This window comes from Pseudoxanthomonas sp. CF385, assembly GCF_900104255.1.
In the GTDB taxonomy this organism is placed as follows: domain Bacteria; phylum Pseudomonadota; class Gammaproteobacteria; order Xanthomonadales; family Xanthomonadaceae; genus Pseudoxanthomonas_A.
The window spans coordinates 214693-232456 of the sequence record NZ_FNKZ01000003.1 but is presented as its reverse complement, the minus strand read 5'-3'; the positions used below and the strand labels follow the sequence as shown (position 1 = coordinate 232456).

The 17764-nt window shown below is 69.0% G+C and carries 14 protein-coding genes; 6 read left to right on the top strand and 8 right to left on the bottom strand.

Annotated elements, in window-relative coordinates:
• The first annotated feature begins 55 nt into the window (after nt 1-55).
• The 6 genes from BLT45_RS16485 (at nt 56) to BLT45_RS16460 (ending at nt 7880) form a co-directional block, all read left to right on the top strand.
• Nucleotides 56-1177, top strand: a complete 1122-nt coding sequence (locus BLT45_RS16485) for an HDOD domain-containing protein (RefSeq protein WP_093303100.1) — start codon at nt 56-58, stop codon at nt 1175-1177.
• Nucleotides 1178-1333: 156 nt separating this feature from the next.
• On the top strand, nt 1334-1939 hold the full coding sequence (gene lexA / locus BLT45_RS16480) for a transcriptional repressor LexA (RefSeq protein ID WP_093303096.1): 606 nt from the start codon (nt 1334-1336) through the stop codon (nt 1937-1939).
• 1 nt (nt 1940) lies between these two features.
• On the top strand, nt 1941-2567 hold the full coding sequence (gene imuA / locus BLT45_RS16475; protein WP_093303092.1) for a translesion DNA synthesis-associated protein ImuA: 627 nt from the start codon (nt 1941-1943) through the stop codon (nt 2565-2567).
• Nucleotides 2568-2576: 9 nt separating this feature from the next.
• Nucleotides 2577-3995, top strand: coding sequence for a Y-family DNA polymerase (locus BLT45_RS16470; protein WP_093303088.1), 1419 nt, complete (start codon nt 2577-2579; stop codon nt 3993-3995).
• A complete protein-coding gene (locus BLT45_RS16465; protein WP_305775346.1) occupies nt 3992-7234 on the top strand; it encodes an error-prone DNA polymerase in 3243 nt (1080 codons plus the stop codon). Before BLT45_RS16470 ends, BLT45_RS16465 begins: the two co-directional genes overlap by 4 nt.
• 7 nt (nt 7235-7241) lie before the next feature.
• A complete protein-coding gene (locus BLT45_RS16460) occupies nt 7242-7880 on the top strand; it encodes an alpha-ketoglutarate-dependent dioxygenase AlkB (RefSeq protein ID WP_093303084.1) in 639 nt (212 codons plus the stop codon).
• Nucleotides 7881-8056: 176 nt separating this feature from the next.
• On the opposite strand, the gene flgL is transcribed toward BLT45_RS16460, so the two are convergent.
• From flgL to flgE, 8 genes are all read right to left on the bottom strand, one after another.
• A complete protein-coding gene (flgL, locus tag BLT45_RS16455; protein WP_093303078.1) occupies nt 8057-9259 on the bottom strand; it encodes a flagellar hook-associated protein FlgL in 1203 nt (400 codons plus the stop codon).
• Complete coding sequence (gene flgK, locus BLT45_RS16450; RefSeq protein ID WP_093303072.1) at nt 9256-11136, bottom strand: flagellar hook-associated protein FlgK; 1881 nt, start codon at nt 11134-11136, stop codon at nt 9256-9258. Before flgK ends, flgL begins: the two co-directional genes overlap by 4 nt.
• 14 nt (nt 11137-11150) lie before the next feature.
• Nucleotides 11151-12215, bottom strand: a complete 1065-nt coding sequence (gene flgJ, locus BLT45_RS16445; RefSeq protein WP_093303068.1) for a flagellar assembly peptidoglycan hydrolase FlgJ — start codon at nt 12213-12215, stop codon at nt 11151-11153.
• A gap of 1 nt (nt 12216) precedes the next feature.
• Nucleotides 12217-13326: a flagellar basal body P-ring protein FlgI gene (locus BLT45_RS16440; protein ID WP_343123879.1), complete on the bottom strand. Its 1110-nt coding sequence runs from the start codon at nt 13324-13326 to the stop codon at nt 12217-12219.
• A gap of 82 nt (nt 13327-13408) precedes the next feature.
• Nucleotides 13409-14095: a flagellar basal body L-ring protein FlgH gene (gene flgH / locus BLT45_RS16435; RefSeq protein WP_093303060.1), complete on the bottom strand. Its 687-nt coding sequence runs from the start codon at nt 14093-14095 to the stop codon at nt 13409-13411.
• Nucleotides 14096-14133: 38 nt separating this feature from the next.
• Nucleotides 14134-14919 carry a flagellar basal-body rod protein FlgG gene (gene flgG, locus BLT45_RS16430; RefSeq protein ID WP_093303054.1) on the bottom strand — a complete coding sequence of 262 codons (786 nt, stop codon included), beginning with the start codon at nt 14917-14919 and terminating at the stop codon, nt 14134-14136.
• A gap of 828 nt (nt 14920-15747) precedes the next feature.
• On the bottom strand, nt 15748-16500 hold the full coding sequence (locus BLT45_RS16425) for a flagellar basal body rod protein FlgF (RefSeq protein WP_093303049.1): 753 nt from the start codon (nt 16498-16500) through the stop codon (nt 15748-15750).
• A gap of 28 nt (nt 16501-16528) precedes the next feature.
• On the bottom strand, nt 16529-17749 hold the full coding sequence (gene flgE, locus BLT45_RS16420; protein ID WP_093303044.1) for a flagellar hook protein FlgE: 1221 nt from the start codon (nt 17747-17749) through the stop codon (nt 16529-16531).
• Nucleotides 17750-17764 lie beyond the last annotated feature (15 nt).

The window sequence follows — 17764 nt, the reverse complement described above, 5'->3', positions numbered from 1 at the left end:
CGTGCCGCGCGACCGCGTGGGCACGCATCGAACCTGCAAGAAAAGGGGCCGTGCCTTGCGCATTCTGTACGTTGGCGATACCGCCTGCCTGCCTGACGATCTGGCCGACTACATCGGCGACATGGGGGACGAGTGGACCGTGGAGACGGTCGCCGACGGCAAATCGGCGATGTTCGCGGTCGCCAACGGCCCGGTCGACGTGGTGATGGTCGGTCCCGGCCTGCCGGACCTGCCGCCGGCCACGCTGCTGGGGCAGATCCGCACGTTGCGTCCCGAGACGATCCGCATCGCCCTGCTGGAAGGCAGTTCCGACAGCCTGTCGGCACCGATCAAGCTGATCGGCGTGGCGCACCGCTTCCTGCCGTTGCCGCTGTCGTCGGAGACGGTGCTGGAATCGATCCACAGCCTGGAAGAGCTGCGCGACCTGCTGGACAGCCCGCGCCTGCGCCGGGCGATCGGCCGGGTCGAGCATCTGCCGTCGCCGCCGCACCTGTATTTCGCGCTGACCCGCGCGCTGGAAGAAGACGAAGGCACCGCCAACGACATCGCCACGCTGGTGGCGGGCGACCCGGCCATCGCGGCCAAGGTGTTGCAGTTGTGCAACTCGGCGTACTTCTCCAATGGCCGCTCGGTCACCGACCTGCGCGCTGCCGTGACGCGTCTGGGCCTGGGTACGCTGCGCGACCTGGTGCTGGCCAGCGAGGTGTTCTCGATGAAGACAACCTCCAGCGTCGACCGTGCCGCGCTGCAGAACCGTGCGCTGTTGGCCTCGCGCCTGGCGGCGAAGATCCTGCCGCGCACCAGTTCCGAACTCGGCGCCACCGCGGCGCTGCTGGCCGACATCGGCCTGCTGCTGCCGGGCGTGCGCGACGAGCGTGACACCCCGGCGACCGAGGACGACGACCGTCCCGGCCACACCGAGGCGGGTGCCTACCTGCTGGGCCTGTGGGGCCTGCCGATGCCGATCGTCGAGGCGGTGGCCTTCCACCGCCAGCCGCAGCGCTCCAGCCTGCGCAGCTTCTGGGTACCTGGCGCCGTGCACGTGGCTGGCGCGCTGGCCAGCAACGAGCCGGTGGACGAGGGCTACCTGAAGTCGCTGGGCGTGCTGGACCAGTTGCCCAACTGGCGCCAGATGGCCGAAACCCTGGTCGAGCGCGCCGAAGAGCAGGCCGCCTGAGCGACGTAGCCCGGGTAAGCGAAGCGCACCCGGGGGAAACACATCGCGGACATCCCGGGTGCGGCCTATGGCCTTACCCGGGCTACGTGCTAACCGATGACCGGCGGCTCCGCCAGTCTCGCGCTGAGCGACGGATAGGTGTACAAATGTACACCCATGAACCCCATCGACCTGCCTCCCCAACGTGCCGCCGTCCTGGCCTTCCTGCGCCAGGAGCTGGCGGCCGGGCGTGCGCCCAGCCTGGCGGATATCGCCGACGCGTTCGGCTTCGCCTCCCGCAATGCCGCGCAGAAGCATGTGCAGGCCCTGGTGGCTGATGGCCTGCTGGAGCAGGCACCCGGCCAGAAACGCGGCCTGCGTCTGCCGGGCGGCACGGCCGACCTGCTGCCGTTGCCGGTGCTCGGCCGGGTGGCCGCCGGCCAGCCGATCGGGGCCGACATCGGCCTGGACGAACAGCTGTGGCTGGACCGCCGGCTCTTCTCGCCGCAGCCGGATTACCTGCTGAAGGTGCAGGGCGATTCGATGATCGGCGACGGCATCGTCGACGGCGACCTGGTCGGCGTGCACCGCACGCCCGACGCGCGCGACGGGCAGACCGTCGTGGCCCGCATCGACGGCGAGCTGACCATCAAGCGCCTGCAGCGCGAACGCCGGCGCATCCGCCTGCTGCCGCGCAATCCCGCGCACGCGCCCATCGAGGTGCAGCCCGGTCAGGACTTCGCCATCGAAGGCGTGTACTGCGGCCTGGTAAGGCGCGGCTGACATGGGTGCGGTCGTCGCCCTCGACACGTTGCTGGCCGCGCGCACGCTGTGGCATGCGGGCCGCAGCGTGGCCATCGCAGCGGACGGCGAGCCCACCGGCCATGCCGCGCTCGATGCGCTGCTGCCGCAGGGCGGCTGGCCCCGTCGCGCGCTGACCGAACTGCTGCTGCCTGCCGACGGCGTGGGCGAACTGGCGCTGCTGCTGCCCACACTGGCGCGCATGACCCAGGCCGGCAGCACGGTGGCACTGATCGCACCGCCGTACATCCCGTATGCGCCCGCCTGGCAGCACGCGGGCGTGGACCTGGCATTGCTGGAGATCGTCGAGGCTGCGCCACGCGATGCGCTGTGGGCCTTCGAACAATGCCTGCGCAGCGGCGCCTGCGCCGCCGTGCTGGGCTGGCCGGTACAGGCGGATGGACCGGCCTTGCGTCGCCTGCAGGTGGCGGCCGACAGCGGCGAGTGCCTGGGCTTCGCGCTGCGCGACCGTCGCCATGCCGCCAATCCATCGGCGGCCGCGCTGCGCGTGGAAGCCACCCGCGATGCGCAGGGCGGCACGCACTGGCAGGTGCGCAAATGCCGCGGTGGCCCCGCGCCCGCGCAAGCGTTCGCGCCGGCCGCGCATTGAGGCCCGCGCATGCTCTGGGCCTGTGTACTGCTGCCGCAGCTGGCGCTGGACGCCGTCCTCCGGCGTTTGCCCGAACCCGAGGCACCGCTGGCGCTGGTCGGCGGCGCCGCGCAGCTGCGCACCCTGCATGCGGTGAATGCCTCCGCCGCGCAGGCGGGTCTGCGGGCTGGCATGCGGCTGACCGCCGCGCATGCGCTGCTGCCGGATTTCGCGATGGTCGAATACGACCCGTCGGCCGAAGCGCGCTGGCAGCGCTTCCTCGCCGCGTGGGCGTACCGGCACAGCTCGCTGGTCAGCGCGCAGTGGCCGGGTTGCCTGGTGCTGGAGGTGCGCGCCAGTTTCCGCCTGCTGGGACCGTGGCCGCGCATCGAGGCGCGATTGCGCGAGGAATTGTCGATGCTCGGCTTCGCCCATCGCATCGCCCTGGCGCCGACGCCTCGCGCGGCGCATGTGTTCGCCGGCTTGCGCGACGGTCTGGCGGTGATGCAGCCGGCCGCAATGGCGGACATGCTGGACCGCGTGCCGGTACGGCGCGCACGCCTGCCGGACGACGCCGGCGAGCGCCTGCACCGCATGGGCATCCGCGACCTGCGCACGCTGCGCGACCTGCCGCGCGACAGCCTGCGCCGTCGCTTCGGCCTGCCGGTGCTGGAGCATCTGGACCGGCTGTACGGGCAGGCCGACGATCCGCTGGCGTACTACGCGCCGCCCGACCATTTCGACGCGCGCATCGAACTCGGCTACGAAGTCGAGAGCCACATGGCGCTGTTGTTCCCGCTGCGCCGGCTGATCGGCGACCTGTCCACCTACCTGTCCATCCGCGACGGCGGCGTGCAGCGTTTCGTCCTGCGGCTGGAACACGAGGAAGGCCATACCGATGTCGAGGTGGGCCTGCTGGCCGCCGAACGTGAACCGGCGATGCTGTTCGAGCTGACCCGCAACCGGCTGGAGCGCGTGCAGATCGCGCAGCCGGTGGTGGGCGTGCGCCTGCTCGCGCGCGAGCTGCCGCCGTTCGTGCCGGCAGCGCGCGACCTGTTCGATACGCGGCCGCAGCAGCAACTGCCGTGGCCACAGCTGCGCGAACGCCTGCGCGCGCGCCTGGGCGATGAAGCGGTGCATCGCGTGACGCCCGCCGGCGACCCGCGACCGGAGCGTGCGTGGCGGCGCGTGCACGGCGATGGTGCCCGCATCGAACAAGCGCCGGTACGTCCGCCGCGACCGGCCTGGCTGCTGCCGCAGCCGGTGCCGCTGCGCGATCCGCATCCGCGCATCGTCTCCGGTCCGGAACGGCTGGAGAGCGGCTGGTGGGACGGCGAGGACGCGCGTCGCGATTACTACGTGCTGGAAACCTCGCAGGGCCAGCGTGCCTGGGCGTTCGCGCCGCCGGGCGAGCAGGGAAGCTGGATGCTGCACGGGTGGTTCGCGTGAGCCGCGAGGAAGAGCGCGGCGACTATCCGGGTGCGCACGTGCCGCGTGCCTGGGAGACCGCACAGCGGCTGCGCACGCATGCGGCGGCCAATGACGACGCGCCGGTCGACGACGGCCTGCCGGCCTATGCCGAACTGCACTGCCTGTCGGATTTCTCCTTCCTGCGCGGCGCCTCCAGCGCGGAGGATCTGTTTCTCCGTGCGCAGCAGTGCGGCTACGAAGCGCTGGCGATCACCGACGAGTGCTCGCTGGCCGGCATCGTGCGCGGGCTGGAAGCCTCGCGCGCGACGCAGCTGAAGTTGATCGTCGGCAGCGAGTTCACCCTGGTCTGCGGTTTGAAGTGCGTGCTGCTGGTGGAAACCCTGCACGGCTACACGCGCCTGTGCGAACTGATCACCACCGCACGCCGTGCCGCCGCCAAGGGCACGTACCGGCTCACGCGCCAGGATGTGGAACAGGTGTTGGGGAACGCCGATCCGGAGGCCGGTGGCCTGTTCGCGCTGTGGCTGCCGGGCCGCACGCTGGACGATGCGCAGGGCCGCTGGTTGCAGCAGGTGTTCGGCGCGCGTGCGCACCTGGCGGTGGAGTTGCACCGTGAACAGGACGACGCGACGCGCCTGCAACAGGTGCTGGCGCTGGCGCAGCGATTGTCGATGACGGCCATCGCCAGCGGCGACGTGCATATGGACGTGCGCCGGCAGCGGGCGTTGCAGGACACGATGACGGCGATCCGCCACAGCATGCCGCTGTCGGAGTGCGGCGAACACCTGTTCCGCAACGGCGAACGCCACCTGCGCACGCGGCGGGCGCTGGGCAACATCCATCCCGCCGCCTTGCTGGAGAACGCCGTCGCCCTGGCGCAGCGCTGCACGTTCTCGATGGAGGAGGTGAAGTACAAGTATCCGGCCGAACTGGTGCCGGACGGCCATACGCCGGCCAGCTGGCTGCGCGCGCTGACCGAGCGGGGCATGCGCGAACGCTGGAAGGACGGCGTGCCGCCCGCCCTCGTCGCGCAGATCGACGAGGAACTCGCCCTCATCGCGCGCCTGAAATACGAGGCCTTCTTCCTCACCGTCGAGGACATCGTCCGCTTCGCCAGGTCGAAGGACATCCTGTGCCAGGGCCGCGGTTCGTCCGCCAATTCCGCGGTCTGCTTCGCGCTCGGCATCACCGTGGTGGATCCGGCCGAAAGCCGCCTGCTGATGGCGCGCTTCCTGTCCGAGGAGCGTGGCGAACCACCGGACATCGACGTGGATTTCGAGCACGCACGCCGCGAGGAAGTGCTGCAGTACGTCTACGGCAAGTACGGTCGGCGCCGCGCGGCGCTGGCGGCGACCGTCATCCGCTACCGCGGCAAGAGCGCGGTGCGCGACGTCGCCAAGGCGTTCGGCCTGCCGCCGGACCAGGTCGGCCTGCTGGCCGAGTGCTATGGCTGGGGCAATGGCGAGACGCCGATGGAACAGCGCCTGCGCGAGGCCGGTTTCGAGCCGGAGAACCCGCTGATCCATCGCGTGCTGGCGGTGACCACCCAGCTACGCGGCCATCCGCGCCACCTCTCGCAGCATGTCGGTGGCTTCGTCATCAATGACGGACCGTTGTCCGAGGTCGTGCCGGTCGAGAACGCCGCGATGGACGACCGCACCATCATCCAGTGGGACAAGGACGATCTGGAGACGATGAAGCTGCTGAAGGTCGACTGCCTGGCGCTGGGCATGCTGACCTGCATCCAGAAGGCCGTGGACCTGGTGGCGAAACACCGTGGCTATCCGATCGACCTGGCGAAGATTCCCGGCGGCGATGCGCCGACCTACGCCATGATCCAGGCGGCCGATACGGTGGGCGTGTTCCAGATCGAATCGCGCGCGCAGATGAGCATGCTGCCGCGCCTGAAGCCGGCGAAGTTCTACGACCTGGTGATCGAAGTGGCCATCGTCCGTCCCGGCCCCATCCAGGGCGGCATGGTGCACCCCTACCTGCGGCGACGGCAGGGCAAGGAACCGGTGACGTATCCGTCCGAGGGCATCGAGGCCATCCTCGGCAACACGCTGGGCATCCCGCTGTTCCAGGAACAGGTGATGGAACTGGTGATCCACGCCGGCTACACGCCGTCGGAAGCCGATGGCCTGCGTCGCTCGATGGCGGCCTGGGGCAGAGGCGGCGACATGGCGCCGCACCGCGACAAGATCCGTCGGCTGATGGAAGAGAAGAAATATTCATCCGAGTTCATCGACCAGATCTTCGAGCAGATCAAGGGCTTCGGTTCCTACGGCTTTCCGCAGAGCCATGCAGCTTCGTTCGCCAAGCTGGTCTACATCAGCTGCTGGCTGAAGCGGCATGAGCCGGCCGCCTTCGTCTGCGCATTGCTCAACGCGCAGCCGATGGGGTTCTACTCGGCGAGCCAGATCGTGCAGGACGCACGCCGCGGGCAGGGCGGACGCGTCGGCATCGAGATCCGGCCGGTGGACGTGGCCTGCAGCGACTGGGACAACACGCTGGAAGGCGGCCAGGCGAGATGCGGCGTCGACGATGGTGGACAGGCGGCGCTGCGCCTCGGTTTCCGACAGGTCGGCGGGCTGTCGGAGGCGGTAGGCCAGGCGATCATGGCGGCCCGCGCGCAGCGGCCGTTCGTGGATGTGCGCGACCTCTGCCTGCGCGCGCATCTCGACGAGAAAGCCCGCAGCGCCCTGGCCGAAGCCGGCGCACTGCAGTCGCTCGCCGGCCATCGCCACGCCGCGCGCTGGGCCGTCGCCGGGGTCGAGCGCCAGCGTCCCCTGCTGCCGGGCAGTCCCGACGAGGACGACATCGTGTTGCCCGCGCCGAACTCGGTCGAAGACGTGCTGTCGGATTACCGCGTCACCGGACTGACGCTGGGCACGCATCCGCTGGCCCTGTTGCGCGATCGCCTGCGTCGCGAGCGCGTGGTCGATTCGCGCCAGCTGCAAGACCTTCCGCATGGGCGCGGCGTGCATGTGGCCGGCATCGTCACCCAACGGCAGCGCCCCGGCACGGCCAGCGGCGTCATCTTCGTCACCCTGGAAGACGAACACGGCGTGATCAACGTGGTGGTCTGGGCGCGCATCGCCGAGCGTCGGCGCAAGGCGCTGCTGGGGGCGCGCCTGCTGGGCGTGCGTGGACGCTGGGAGCACGTCGACGGCGTGCGCCACCTGATCGCCCAGGATCTGCACGACTTCAGCCATCTGCTCGGCGAGCTGCAGACCAGTTCGCGCGATTTCCACTGAGGCCGCCATGCACGCCCTGTCCACGCTGACCGACGATCTGTTCGCACCCGGCATGGTGCCGCTGGTGGACGACGCCGAAGGGGGCATCCGCTACTGGCCCGGCGTGATCGATCCCGTCACGGCCAAACGCTGGTTCGATGTCCTGCACACGCAGGCCGCGTGGACGCATCTTCAGCGCCCGATGTACGACCGTATCGTCGATGTGCCGCGGCTGCTGGCGAATTATCCCGTGGACGCGTTGCCCGACGACCTGCCGCTGGCGGCGCTGCTGGCCTGCGTGCAGGCCAAGGCGCCGGCACCGTATTCGCGCATCGGCATGAACCTCTACCGCAACGGCGACGACAGCGTGGCCATGCACGGCGACAAGCTGCACACCGTGGCGGCCGGCCATCCGATCACCCTGGTCTCGCTGGGTGCGCCGCGGCGCATGCTGATCCGCGCGCGCGAAGGCAGGCGCGAGACGCTGGCGGTGGACCTCGCGCCGGGTAGCGTGCTGTCGATGAGCCATGCGTCGCAGCAAACGCATGAGCACGGCATCCCGAAGACCCGGCGCGTGCAGGGGCCACGGATCAGTGTGGTGTTCCGGGTGAGGCCGGCGAGTTCCCCACTCCCTGCGCAGCGGGGAGAGGGTGCCGAAGGCGGGTGAGGGGCGAACGGAGAAGTGAAGGTGGAGCGTCCGATGGCTTACAGCGCTCGGCCCCTCATCCGCCCTCCGGGCACCTTCTCCCCGCAGGCGGGGAGAAGGGCACCTACAAAAAAAAATCGCCGCGAGGGTTCGCGGCGGGAGGGCAAGGACTGCTTGAAAGGGGGAGGGCGCCGTCGTCAGCCCATCAGCTTGAACAGCGACAGCGACTGCATCTGCATGAAGACCGTCTGTGCGGCCTGCAGGGCGGTGTTTTCCATCTGGTAGCGGCCGATGGCCTCGGCCCAGTCCAGATCGCGCAGGGTGGACAGCGTGCCCTGCAGGGTGACGTTGTTGGCCTCGCGCAGCGCCGCCGCGTCGTCGATGGCGGACAGCTGCGCGCCGCCACTGGCGCGCGCATCGATCATCTTCCCCTGCGCGGTGGCGACGTCGCGCATCGCGGCCTGCAGGTTGTTCTGCATGGCGGCGCGTTGCGCGTCGGTGGTGGGGTTGCTTTCCAGCGTGGTGATCAGGCCCTGCACCGTGGCGAAAATGTCGCGCGCGCCGGCAGGCCCCAGGGTGAAGCTGTCGCCGTTGGCCGGTTGCCCGTCGATCTTCATCTGCACGCCGGCGAACGCGATGCTCTCGCCCTTGGCGTAGGTGCCGGAGGCGACCGGATTGCCGCCGCTGTCCAGTACCTGGTACGTGTCGTTGGCACCGAAGCTGAGCGTGTAGGTGCCGCCGTCCCATGCCGTGGAATCGGTGACGCTGAAGCCCATCAACAGGCCGGTGCCGGTATTGCCCATGGCGGCCTGGCCGTCGATGCGCCCGTCGCCGGTGCGCAGGCGCAGGAACACCTCGCTGCCCGGCAGCGCGTCGGCGACGAACATGTCCGGCGCCACTTCCACCTGCCGCTGGGTCTGGTCGCCGCTGTAGATCACGCCACCGCCGGAGATCGCGAACGGTGCACTGCCGTCGCTGGTACCGCCGAACAGGTAGCGCCCGGCGCCGTCGGTGCTGTTGGCCAGGTCGAGCAGGCCGGCGTAGATCGCCTTCAGTTCCGTGCTGATCGCCTTGCGACTGTCTTCGCCCATCGCCGCGTTGTTGGCCTGGATGACGAGCTCGTTGACGCGCGCCATCGCATCACCGACCTGGGTCAACGCGTTCTCCTGCAGGCCGAGGCGGTTCTGCACCGCATTCGCGTTCATGCCGAAGCGTTCGAGTTCGGCCACGGCGCGGTCCAGGCCGACCGCCGTGCCGGCGGCGACGGGATCGTCCTTCGCGGTGACCAGGCGCTGGCCGCTGGCCAACTGCTGCTGGGTGTGCGCCAGCTTCGCCTGCTTGGCAAGCATCGTCGTGATCGACTGCTGGTACATCATGCCGGTGGAGATGCGGTAGTTCATCGGCGGGTCGCGGCCAGGAGGGATTGGAAGAGCGTGTCGGCGGTGGCGATGATCTGCGACGCCGCCTGGTAGGCCTGCTGCAGGCGCATCAGGTCGGCGGCTTCCTCGTCCAGGTTGACGCCGGAAACCGCATCGCGCGCGGCCTGCGCCTGGTCGTGGATGACCTGCTGCGCCTGTGCGGAATAGTCCGCCTGGCGCGCCGCCGAACCGACCTGCGTGGTCAGCCCGCCGATCGCGCCATTGAGCGTCAGCGTGCCGCCGTTGAGTACGCGTGCATCGTCGAGATTGGACAGCAGCTTGGCGTTGCCGTTGTCGCTGGAATTGGCGCCGGTGGGGCCCACGTTGAAGGTGTCGCCGGCGGCGGGCGCGCCGTCCAGGACCACGCTCCAGCCGTTGTAGGCGATGGTCTGGCCCGGCGTGTAGGCGAACGGACCGGTGCCATTGATCGTGTATTGCGTGGCGTCGATGAACTCGATGTCGACGGGCGTCAGCAGGCCCGCGTTGGCGGCATCGGTGACCTTCAGGCCGCTGAGCTTGCCGCTGCCGGTGTTGGCCAGGTCGGTGGTCGCCTTCACCGGCGTCGCCGCGGCGATGCGGCTGGGGTCGGTGATCGCCACGCTCAGGGCGCCGGCCGCACCGGCGGTGGGCTGCAGCAGGAAGCGGTCGTTCGTCGCCGGCGTGCCGGAGGCGAGGACGACTTCGATGCCGTTGACCACCAGCGGATCGGCGGCGGTACCGGTGCCCGTCATCGGGATGCTGGCGCCCGTGTCCGGATGTGTCGCGACCCAGCCCGTGCCGTCGAAGCGCAGCAGCACGTTTTGCGCATTGAGGCCCGCGGTGCGGCCGACCGAGGTGGTCAGATTGGCGTTGCCGGTGTTGTTGGCGTTGGAAGAGATGCGCGGTGCGGGCAGGGTAAAGAAGTCCGCGCCCATCTGGCCGTACTGGTCCATGCCCGCGCGGTGGCCTTCGTTGAAGGTCTGCGCGAGCGAGGTGGCGATGCGGCCGAGTTCGGCCATCGCCGGATCCAGCACGGTGGTGCGGAATTCGACCAGGCCGCCGATCTGGCCGCCGAGCGCGCGCTTGTCGAGCGTCACGCGCTGGCCGTTGGTTTCCAGCGCGACCTGCAGCCGTTCCGGCCGGTACGGATCGGCGACGGTCACCAGCGTGCTGGCCGAGGTGCCCACCACCAGCGGCTGGCCGCCGGCGCTGAATACGTTGACGAGGCCGCCGTCCTGGGTGATCGCATTGCCGCCGGTGAAGGCGACGAGTTCGCTGATCAGCTGGTCGCGGCGGTCGAGCAGGTCGCCCGACGGGCTGCTGCTGCCGCCGATCTGGCCGTTGAGCTGGGCGATTTCCTTGGCCAGCCGGTTGACTTCGCCGGTGGCGGCGGTGAGGCCGGCGTTGACCTCGGTATCCAGGCCGTCCAGGTGCTGGTCGATCTGGCGGAAACGGGTGACCAGCGCATTGGCCTGCGCGAGCACGCTTTCGCGGTCGGCCGAACCGGCGGCGTTGGACGACAGGGCGTTGACCGAATCGAAGAAGCTCGACCACGGCGCGCTGATGCCGGTGGCTTTCTCCGAGAACAGCTGGTCCAGGCGCGTCGACATCACGGACAACTGCTGCAGGCGCGAGAGTTCGCCGCCGCTGTCGAGCAGGCGCGAGGTCGCCAGCGAATCGGCCATCCGGCGCACGTCGACGATCTGCACGCCGTTGCCCTGGTAGCCGTAGCCGAAGTAGGTGCCATCGCGCGCTTCGAATTCGGTGCGCTGGCGCGAATAGCCCGGCGTGTTGATGTTGGCGACGTTGTGGCCGACGGTGGACAGCGCCCGCTGGAAGGCGATCAGAGCACTGCTGCCGGTGGCGAGTAGGTTCGACATGCGTTATCCCCTGGTCAGCGCCGCAGCGCGTTGCCGATGGCGTTGCCCACGACGTTGCCGACCGGGCCACCCACCGTGGTACCGATCGCCGACAGCACCTTGCCGAGCGTGGGGCCATTGGCGATGGAGGCGATCTTGTTGGCGTAGGTCGGATCGGTGGCGTAGCCGGCGCGCTGCAGGCCACGGGCGAAGCCCACGATGTCCTTGCCGGCCGACAGCGCCTGCTGGTAACGCGGGTTGTTCTTCAGCATCCGCACGTAGTCGGCGAAGCTTTCGGCGGGCGAAGCGTAGGCGCGGAAGTCCGCGGTCTCCGAATGCTTCACGCCGTTGGTGTACTCATGCGTGGCGCTGCGCGCGCGTTCGCCCTTCCAGCCCGTGGCCTTGATGCCGAACAGGTTGTGCGCGCTGCCGCCTTCGCCGGTCTTGATCTGGCGCTTGCCCCAGCCGGTCTCCAGCGCCGCCTGTGCGACCAGCGCGCGCGGATCCACACCCAGTTCCTTGGCGGCCTTCTGCGCGTGGCCCCAGATCTCGGCGACGAAACGCTCCGGCGTGTTGCGGGCGTACTGGGACGGGTCGGCCGAGGCGACCTGTTCGACCTCATCGCACGCCGCATCCGGGCGCACGGTGATGGTGTCGAGGGTGATCGTGTCCGGCATCGACGCGCCGCCCTGCGTATCGCGGCTGCCGATGCCGCGGCCGGCGATCGCGTCGAGCATGGAATCGGCATCGGTGCCCGGCAGCAGACGCTTGTACGCCGACAGCGCGGTTGTGGCGGGTACGGCGGGCGTGGCCGCGTCGGTGGCGCCCAGCTGGCGCGCGATCATCGGGGCCAGGCCCAGGCCGCGGCCCTGCGACATCGCGGTGGCGATCTGCTGGTCGTACATGTCGCGGAAGACCTGATTCTCGCCCGGAAACAGCGAATCGCCGAAGCCCGCCTCGCGCATGCACTTGATCATCATCTGTGCGAACTGGCCCTCGAGCTTGCGCGCGACCTCGTGGATGCGCGCGTTGTCGGCCTTCGCGCCGGCGTCGGCTAGCGGCAGCGAGGGATTGAGGGCGCTGAGCGGAGCACTGGCCATGTCAGATCACCTCGAGCTCCGCGCGCAAGGCGCCGGCCTGCTTCAGGGCTTCCAGGATCGCGATCAGGTCGCCGGGCGCGGCGCCGACTTCGTTCACCGCGCGGACGATCTCGTCCAGCGACGTGCCGCCCTCGAACTTGAACATGCGGTTGCCTTCCTGGCTGACCGAGACGCTGGACTGCGGGGTCACCACGGTGGTGCCGCCGCGGGAGAATTCGTTCGGCTGGCTGACGTTCGCCGATTCGGTGATCGTCACCGTCAACGAACCGTGCGTCACCGCCGCCGGCATCACCTGCACCTGCGCGCCGATCACCACGGTGCCCGTGCGGGCGTTGACGATGACTTTCGCCGGCGCGCTGCCGGGGGTGAGTTCCAGGTTCTCGATCTGGGCGAGGAAATTCACCCGGCGCGAGATGTCCGCCGGTGCGCGCACGGCGACGGTAACGGCATCCAGCGCGTAGGCATTGCCGGCGCCGAAATTCTGTTCCAGCGCCGCGACCATGCGCGACACCGTGGTGAAGTCGGCGCGATGCAGGTTCAGCGTGATGGTGCCTTCGCCGCTATCCAGCGCATTGGGGATCGCGCGCTCGACGGTGGCGCCGTTCGGGATGCGGCCGACGCTGGGCACGTTGACCGACACGCGCGAGCCGTCTTTGCCCTGCGCGCCGAAGCCGCCGACCACCAGGTTGCCCTGGGCGATCGCATAGACCTCGCCATCGGCACCGCGCAGCGGCGCCATCAGCAGACTGCCGCCACGCAGCGAGGTGGCGTTGCCGATCGAGGACACGGTGATGTCGATCGGCTGGCCCGGCTTGGCGAAGGCGGGCAGGTCGGCGTGGATGGCCACGGCGGCGACGTTCTTCAGCTGCGGATTGACGTTGGCCGGGACGTTGACGCCCAGCTCGCCCAGCATGTTCTTCAGGCTCTGCACGGTGAAAGGCGCCTGGCTGGTGCGGTCGCCGGTGCCATCCAGGCCCACGACCAGGCCGTAGCCGACCAGCGGGTTGCTGCGCACGCCGCCGACCTGGGCGAGATCCTTGATGCGCTCGGCGCGCGCGGCCGGCGCCAGGCAGATCAGCACCAGGCCGATCCAAGCCAGCAGGCCCAGCAGCGTGTAGGTGTCGATGCGGCGCGGCTTCTTCGACGGCGCAGCGTTGGAACGTTCGGCGTTCGGCGTGTCCATGGCGCGCGGCTCAGTTCGGGAAGATCGGAGAGTTGAAGAAGCGGCCCAGCCAACCCATCGAGTTGGACTGCGCGATCGCGCCGCGGCCGCCGTAGGCGATGCGCGCGTCGGCGACCTTGCCGGAGGAGATGCTGTTGTCCGGGTTGATGTCGGCCGGACGGACGATGCCCTGGATCTGCACCATCTCGTCGCCCTGGTTCAGGCGCATGTTCTTCTGGCCCTGCACGACCAGGTTGCCGTTGGGCAGGCGCTGGATCACGGTGACCGTCACGCTGCCCTGCAGCTTGTTGCTCTGCGCGCTGTTGCCGGCGCCGCTGAAGCCGCGGTCGCCATTGATCGACGCACTGAGGATGTCGCGGCCGTTGAGGGTGACCGGCGCACCGGCGATGTTCGGTGCGGCCAGGCTGACTTCGCTCTGCTTGTCCACGGAGGTCGTGGCCGAGGTCTGCGCGGTGGTGTTCTCCACCAGGTTGATCGTCAGCAGGTCGCCCACGTCGCGTGCGCGGCGGTCGGCATACAGGTTCAGGCCCGGGCCGGCGCGGTAGATCGAACCCGCGGTGGCCGGCGCCTGCGCGGCGACGACCGGCTGGATGGGCTGCATCGGTGCGTAGGGACGCACGTCGCCGTAATAGCGCGCGCAACCCGGCAACAGGACCAGGGCGCAGGCGAGGGTAGTGGCGGACGTGGAGCGCTTCATGGCGAGCCTCGTGGTGTCTCGTGGGGGCGTCAGGCGGATCAGACGTTGTTGTTGAGGTAACCGAGCATGGAGTCGGTGGTGGAGATGGCCTTGGCGTTCATTTCGTAGGCGCGCTGGGTTTCGATCATGCTCACCAGCTCTTCCACGACGTTGACGTTGGAGCCTTCCAGCGAGCCCTGCACGACGCTGCCCAGGCCGTTCAAGCCGGGCGTGCCGTTCTGCGCAGGACCGGAGGCGGTGGTTTCGACGTAGAGGTTCTCGCCCTTGGCCTGCAGGCCCGACGGATTGACGAAATCGGTCAGCGTCAGCGAGCCGATCTCCAGCGCCTGCGCCTGGCCGGCCATCGTCACGCTGACGGTGCCGTCGGCGCCGATGGTCATCGACTGCGCGCCTTCGGGTACCTGGATGCCGGGCTGCACGGGGTAGCCGCTGTTGGTGACCAGTTCGCCCTGGGCGTTGATCTGGAACGAGCCGTCGCGGGTGTAGGCCGGCGAGCCGTCGGGCAGCAGCACTTCGAAGAAGCCGCGGCCGTTGACCATGACGTCCAGCGAGCGCCCGGTCTGCTGCGGGTTGCCCTGCTGGAAGTCCTTGGAGGTCGACACGACGCGCACGCCGGTGCCGAGCTGCAGGCCGGACGGCAGTTGGGTCTGCGAGGAGGTGGAGCCGCCGGGCTGGCGCACCTGTTGGTAAAGGAGGTCTTCGAAGCTGGCGCGGTCGCGCTTGAAGCCGGTGGTGTTGGTGTTCGCCAGGTTGTTGGAGACCACGGACATGCGCGTCTGTTGCGCGTCCAGTCCGGTCTTGGCGACCCAGAGGGCTTGGTTCATGGCGTGGTTCCTCGCGGGTAAAGGGGTGGAACCGTGCGATACGGTTCCTCGCCCCCTCTCAGGCAAGTCCTGTGCCGAAACGGGTGTCGTAAGTCCGGCGCGGGCGCCGGGCGGGGGATGCGACGGGGGTCACGGTTGCGCGGCGGAAAGATGACGGGCGGCGGAGCCGGAGATGTCTTGGCGTTTCAGACATGGTGCCGCTTGCCGCGGAGGCCCTACTTTTCTTTGCTTGTGCAAAGAAAAGTAGGCAAAAGAAACACCCCCCGGCGGTCCGCCCGCCGCTGCGCGGCGGGTTCGCAGTCCCGGCGGGAATTTTCGTGCGGGGCATCCTGCCCCGTACGAAAACGGCGCACATCCTTGTGCGCCGCCCCTGCGGGGTTTTACCCGCCGTGACTGCCGGACCTCAGGGGCCCCAAGAGCCACGTCTGAGACATCCGAGGCTGCAGCTTTGCTTTTGCTTGCCTTCGGGTCCCCATGAGGCGCGGTGAGTGGGCCGGGTAAAACCCGTAGGGCGCCGTCATGGATGACGGCGTTTCCGTATGGCACATGGATGTGCCTTACGGAAATTCCCGGCCCGCTCGCGGACCCGGAGCGAAGCGCAGGGCGTGCCGCCTGGGGTGTGTTTCTTTGCTTCTTTCTTTGCACAAGCAAAGAAAGAAGGCCCCCGCGGCGAGCGGCACCATCTCCAAAGCGAGGGAGACCCGGCCCGCAAGGCCATCGGAGCGAAACACGTAGCGGGCGCGGCTGCATCTCGAGGCCCGGGAAGACACGGACTCCGTTGCCCCTCACCCCAACCCCTCTCCCGGTGGGAGAGGGGCTCGAGAAGCATCAGCCGCCGAGGCGCAACAGCTGGTTCGACGACTGCGCCATCTCGTCGCCCGTGCGGATGACCTTCACCTGCATCTCGAACTGCCGCTGCAACTGGATCATCTGCACCAGCGCACCGGCAGCGTCCACGTTGCTGCCTTCCAGCACCCCCATCGTCAGGCTGTTGCCGGTGGCCGTGGGAAGTGCAGGGGCTTGCGGATCGGAGGGGCGCATCAGACCGTCGCCGCCGCGAGCAAGCTGCGACTGCGCCGCTTCCACGAGGCGCATGCGGCCCACGACCGCCATCGTCTGCGGACCTTCGCCCTGCGGCACGATCGAGACCGTGCCGTCGGCGCCGATGTCGATGGACTGCGCCGGCGGCACCGCGATCGGATTGCCGTTCTCGTCCAGCACCGCACGACCGCCGGCGGTGACCAGCTGGCCGTTCGGCGTGACGTTCAGCTCGCCGTTGCGCGTGTACGCCGTGCCGCCATCGGCGGCCTGCACGGCCATCCAGCGGTTGGGCTGCAGCGAGACATCGAGCGAACGCCCGGTGACCATCTGCGAACCGGTCCGGCCGTCGAAGCCCGGATCGATCAGCACCGCGTCCACCCGCGACGGGAATCCCGGGCCCTGGATCTTGAACGCCTCGGTGCCGGCCAGTGCGGCCTTGAATCCCTTGGTGTCCACGTTGGCCAGGTTGTGCGACACGGTGCCCTGCGCCTGCAGCGAGGCGCGTGCACCGGTCATCGCGACATAGAGGGCCTTGTCCATGCGTCAGTCTCCGTCGGCGTGTGCCGCGTCAGCGGATGTTGATCACGGCCTGGGTGATCTGGTCCTGGGTGGACAGCGCCTGCGAGTTCGCCTGGAAATTGCGCTGCGCCACGATCATGTTGACCAACTGCTCGGTCAGGTCGACCGTCGAGGACTCGAGCGCGCCCGAGGCCACCTGGCCGAAGTCCGACGTGCCCGGCGCGCCGATGCGCGGATCGCCCGACGCGTAGCTGTGCGTCCAGGTGTTGTTGCCCTGCGAGACCAGGCCCTGCGGGTTGGAGAAGTTGGCCAGCGCGACCTGGCCCAGCGCACGGTCTTCGCCGTTCGAGTAGCGGGCGTAGACGACGCCGGTTTCGGACACGCTGAACTCGTTGAGCTTGCCGGTGGCGTAGCCGTCCTGGTTCTGGATGCGCTTGGAGAACTGTTCGCCGTACTGGGTGGTGCCGCTGATGTTGAGCGTCATGTTCAGCACGCCGGCGCCGGTGCTCGGCGTGAACGGCGCCAGGGCGACCTGGCCATTGGCCGGCGTGGTCAGCGCGCCGTTGTTGTCGAACTGCACCGTGGTCGCCGCGCCCATCGAAGTGCCGTCGACGTAGACGTGCATGTTCCACTCGTTCGGGTTGGGCGTCTTCACGTAGTAGACGGTCTGCTGGTGGGCCACGCCCAGCGAGTCGTACACGGTGACCGAGGTGGTCTCGTTGTAGCTGGCGCTGTCGGCCGGCGAGAACGGCGTGATCGTCGGCTGCGCCGCGTTGCCGGGCAGGGTGACGCCCAGTTCGACGTTGGTGGTCGGCGAAGGCGGGCTGTCGGTGGTCAGCAGGCGCAGATCGGTCATGTTGCCGGTGTCGAAGCCGACGCCGTCGGCGCGCGGCGGGAACACCTGCAGGCGATAGCCTTCCGGCGTGGTCACGTAGCCGTTGGGATCGCGCTGGAAGTTGCCCGCGCGCGTGTAGACGTTGGTGCCGTTGTTGCTGACCGTGAAGAAGCCTTCGCGATCGATCGCCATGTCCAGGTAACGGCCGGTCTGGTTGATGTCGCCCTGGGAGAACTGCTGGGCGACATTGGTCAGGCGCACGCCGGCGCCGATGCTGTTGCGCGTCAGGCCGTAACCGGTGGTGGAGAACACCTCGGCGAACTCCGCGCGCGACTCCTTGAAGCCGGTCGTGTTGACGTTGGCGATGTTGTGCGAGGTGACGTTGAGGTCGGCATTGGCCGCCCTCATGCCGGACAGCGAGCTGTTGAATGCCATGGAAGACTCCTTGCG